This is a genomic window from Fodinibius sp. (genome assembly GCF_041642155.1).
In the GTDB taxonomy this organism is placed as follows: Bacteria; Bacteroidota; Rhodothermia; order Balneolales; family Balneolaceae; genus Fodinibius.
On the sequence record NZ_JBEPWZ010000357.1, the window covers coordinates 1 to 2,745 of the forward strand.

Below are 2,745 nucleotides of genomic sequence, written 5' to 3' on the forward strand. Positions count from 1 at the left end.
ACCTCGGAGTCGGAGGACGATCTTTTTTTTGACATTTCACTGGCGCAATGGAGCCTGCATAACGCCATCTTTGACGGGGAGCTGGATCATCTTGATTTCCCAGCCACAACCAGGGATGAGTTTGGGATTACTGCCGTAGAGTATGTCAACCAGTTCTTTATGGATAAAGCGGAAGACACCGACTATCTGGACGAGATGAATGCAAGATGTGATGACCTGGGAGTAGAGCAGTTACTCATTATGATTGATGGGGAAGGGCCCCTGGCTGCAATCGATGACGAAAAACGCCGGGAAGCGGTGGAAAATCACTATAAATGGGTGGAAGCGGCCGAATACCTGGGATGCCATTCCATTCGCGTGAATGCCCGCGGGGGCGGAACGAAAGAGGAACAGAAGCAGACAGCCGTCGACGGCCTGGGCAGCCTGGCTACGTTTGCCGAAGATTATGATATCAGTGTAATTGTTGAAAATCACGGCGGATATTCTTCTGATGGAAAGTGGCTTGCCGATGTGATGGAGCAGGTTGGCATGGATAACTGCGGCACGTTACCTGATTTCGGTAACTTTTGTATAAAAAGCGAGGACGGAGCCTGTGTTGAGGAGTATGATAATTATACGGGAGTCGAAGAAATGATGCCGTATGCCAGGGGAGTCAGCGCCAAGAGTCATGCCTTCAATGAGGAAGGAGAAGAAACAAATATTGATTATCGAAAGATGCTTGAGATTGTACAGGATGCGGGATATACCGGACATATCGGTATAGAATATGAGGGAAGTGAGCTCAGTGAGTTCGAAGGGATCAAGGCCACAAAAGAGTTGCTGGTGAACGTCGGAAAAGAACTCTCGGCATAGGCAAGGGATTGCGATGAAACCCAGAATAACGGTTATTACAATTGGGGTCGATGATTTGGAACGGGCTCTTCAATTTTATCGCGATGGCCTTGGTTTACCCACAGAAGGAATTATGGGGGAAGAATTTGAGCACGGCGCGGTGGCTTTTTTTGATTTGCAAGAGGGACTCAGATTAGCCATTTGGCCGCGTGAAAGTATTGCCCACGATACGGGTATTTCTGAATATAAGCCCAATCCTGCGGAATTCACCCTTGGCCATAACGTTTCTTCCAAGGCTCAGGTTGACGAGGTTATGCGACAAGCGGAAAAAGCGGGTGCCCGAATCGTAAAACAAGCTCAGAATACGTTTTGGGGTGGGTATGCCGGTTATTTTCAAGATCCTGACACTCATTTGTGGGAGGTCGTCTGGAATCCGGATATGCTGCCTGAAGATTGAGGTAGATTATAGATTGCTTCTGTTAAGGACAGAGGTGGCTCCCAACCAGCAAATCTTAAATCGCAGGCGCTCTCCGGTGTCATAAACAAAACAAGAGGTTATAACATCACGAAACAACCATATGGATAGACGTCGATTTTTAAAAGGATCCGTTATGGCGGCCGCGGCACTGGGTGCACCGTTCAGCTCGGCCGCACGGACTGTTGGTACACGGCAGGGAGAAGCCTACCGGCAGAATGAGCAGGCAACACCTTCCGGAGACGGAGCCACAATTGATACCAACGTCCACCTGCTGTGTTATCCTTTCCGGGATTTCAAGTACGGAGCAACGCAAGTGCTTGTGGACAAACTAAGACGCCACAATATAAGGCAGGCGTGGGCCGGTAGCTATAGCTCGCTCTTTCACAAGAATATTGACTATGTCAACGCCAGCCTGACCAAAGAATGCAGGAAAAAAGGCGACGGAATGCTCCTTCCTTTCGGGACGGTCAACCCGATGTTCCCGGACTGGGAAGAGGATCTTCGGCGCTGCCATGAAGAGTACAAGATGCCCGGCATCAGGCTCTACCCAGGTTATCACGGATATTCACTTGAGCAGGAGCCTTTTACCTGCTTGCTCCGGGCAGCCACAGAGCGGAACCTGCTCGTTCAACTCGTTATTGCCATGGAGGATGAACGAATGCAGCATCCGCTGGTCGAGGTGCCAAATGTGGATGTTAGTCCTCTGCCCGAGGTGTTGAGCGGGATACCTGAGGCCCGTTTACAGTTAGTACATCCCTTTCGCCACGTGCGGGGAGAACGTCTGCAGTTGATGGTCGAAGAGACAGAGGTTCTTTTTGAGATTTCCAACCTGGACGGGTTGGGCGCCCTGGGACGCATAATAGAGGGGGATCACTGGTATATGCGGGATATTTCAATTCCGTCCGAACGACTGCTGTTCGGGTCCCATTTTCCTTATTTTCCGCTCGAAAACTCGCTGTTTAAGTTCATGGAATCTCGTCTTTCAGAAAAGCAGGCCCGGACAATCATGAGCAAAAACGCAGAAAACCTTCTGTCGGTAATATAACAAATGTCAAGAGTCTCAAATTAAAACAACGGCGTGGATTACGCCGGAACTATCAAGCATATGAGTGACTATAACTTTGCCATCAAACCCGAAGCATACGGTCTTCCATCCCGAGAAGAGCTTTTAGATATGCGGATCTGGGATCTTCACTATCATGGGTTGAGCAGGCATGCGGAGGTCATGCCCTATTTTGACCGTATGGGAGTTGAGCGTGTGTTTTCACTCGATATTGCCCGTCTCAGGGTCGGTGGCGGCACTGTTACAGCTGCGGAAGCTGAAAAAAACGCGCGAGAAAACATTGCTTTGCTCAAGAAGGAAAAAGAGTATATATCTGGGATGATCCGCATAGATCCGATTCGGGTCGATGAAACTCTGGAACTGATCGACCGGC

The 2,745-nt window shown here is 49.6% G+C and carries 4 protein-coding genes; all 4 read left to right on the forward strand.

Annotation, left to right across the window (positions count from 1 at the left end):
• Nucleotides 1-852: sugar phosphate isomerase/epimerase family protein (locus tag ACESLU_RS13850; protein ID WP_372639221.1), on the forward strand; the 852-nt coding region annotated here is incomplete at its 5' end.
• A 13-nt stretch (nucleotides 853-865) separates the two neighbouring features.
• A complete protein-coding gene (locus ACESLU_RS13855) occupies nucleotides 866-1,288 on the forward strand; it encodes a VOC family protein (RefSeq protein WP_372639223.1) in 423 nt (140 codons plus the stop codon).
• Between the two features lie 121 nt (nucleotides 1,289-1,409).
• Complete coding sequence (locus ACESLU_RS13860) at nucleotides 1,410-2,354, forward strand: metal-dependent hydrolase (protein WP_372639224.1); 945 nt, start codon at nucleotides 1,410-1,412, stop codon at nucleotides 2,352-2,354.
• A 60-nt stretch (nucleotides 2,355-2,414) separates the two neighbouring features.
• A partial coding sequence (locus ACESLU_RS13865; RefSeq protein ID WP_372639225.1) for a hypothetical protein occupies nucleotides 2,415-2,745 on the forward strand: 331 nt, incomplete at its 3' end.

Excerpts from the sequence above, each read along its gene's own strand:
- ACESLU_RS13855 (WP_372639223.1), top strand. The coding sequence starts at position 866 with ATGAAACCCAGAATAACGGTTATTACAATTGGGGTCGATGATTTGGAA.
- ACESLU_RS13860 (WP_372639224.1), top strand. The coding sequence starts at position 1,410 with ATGGATAGACGTCGATTTTTAAAAGGATCCGTTATGGCGGCCGCGGCA.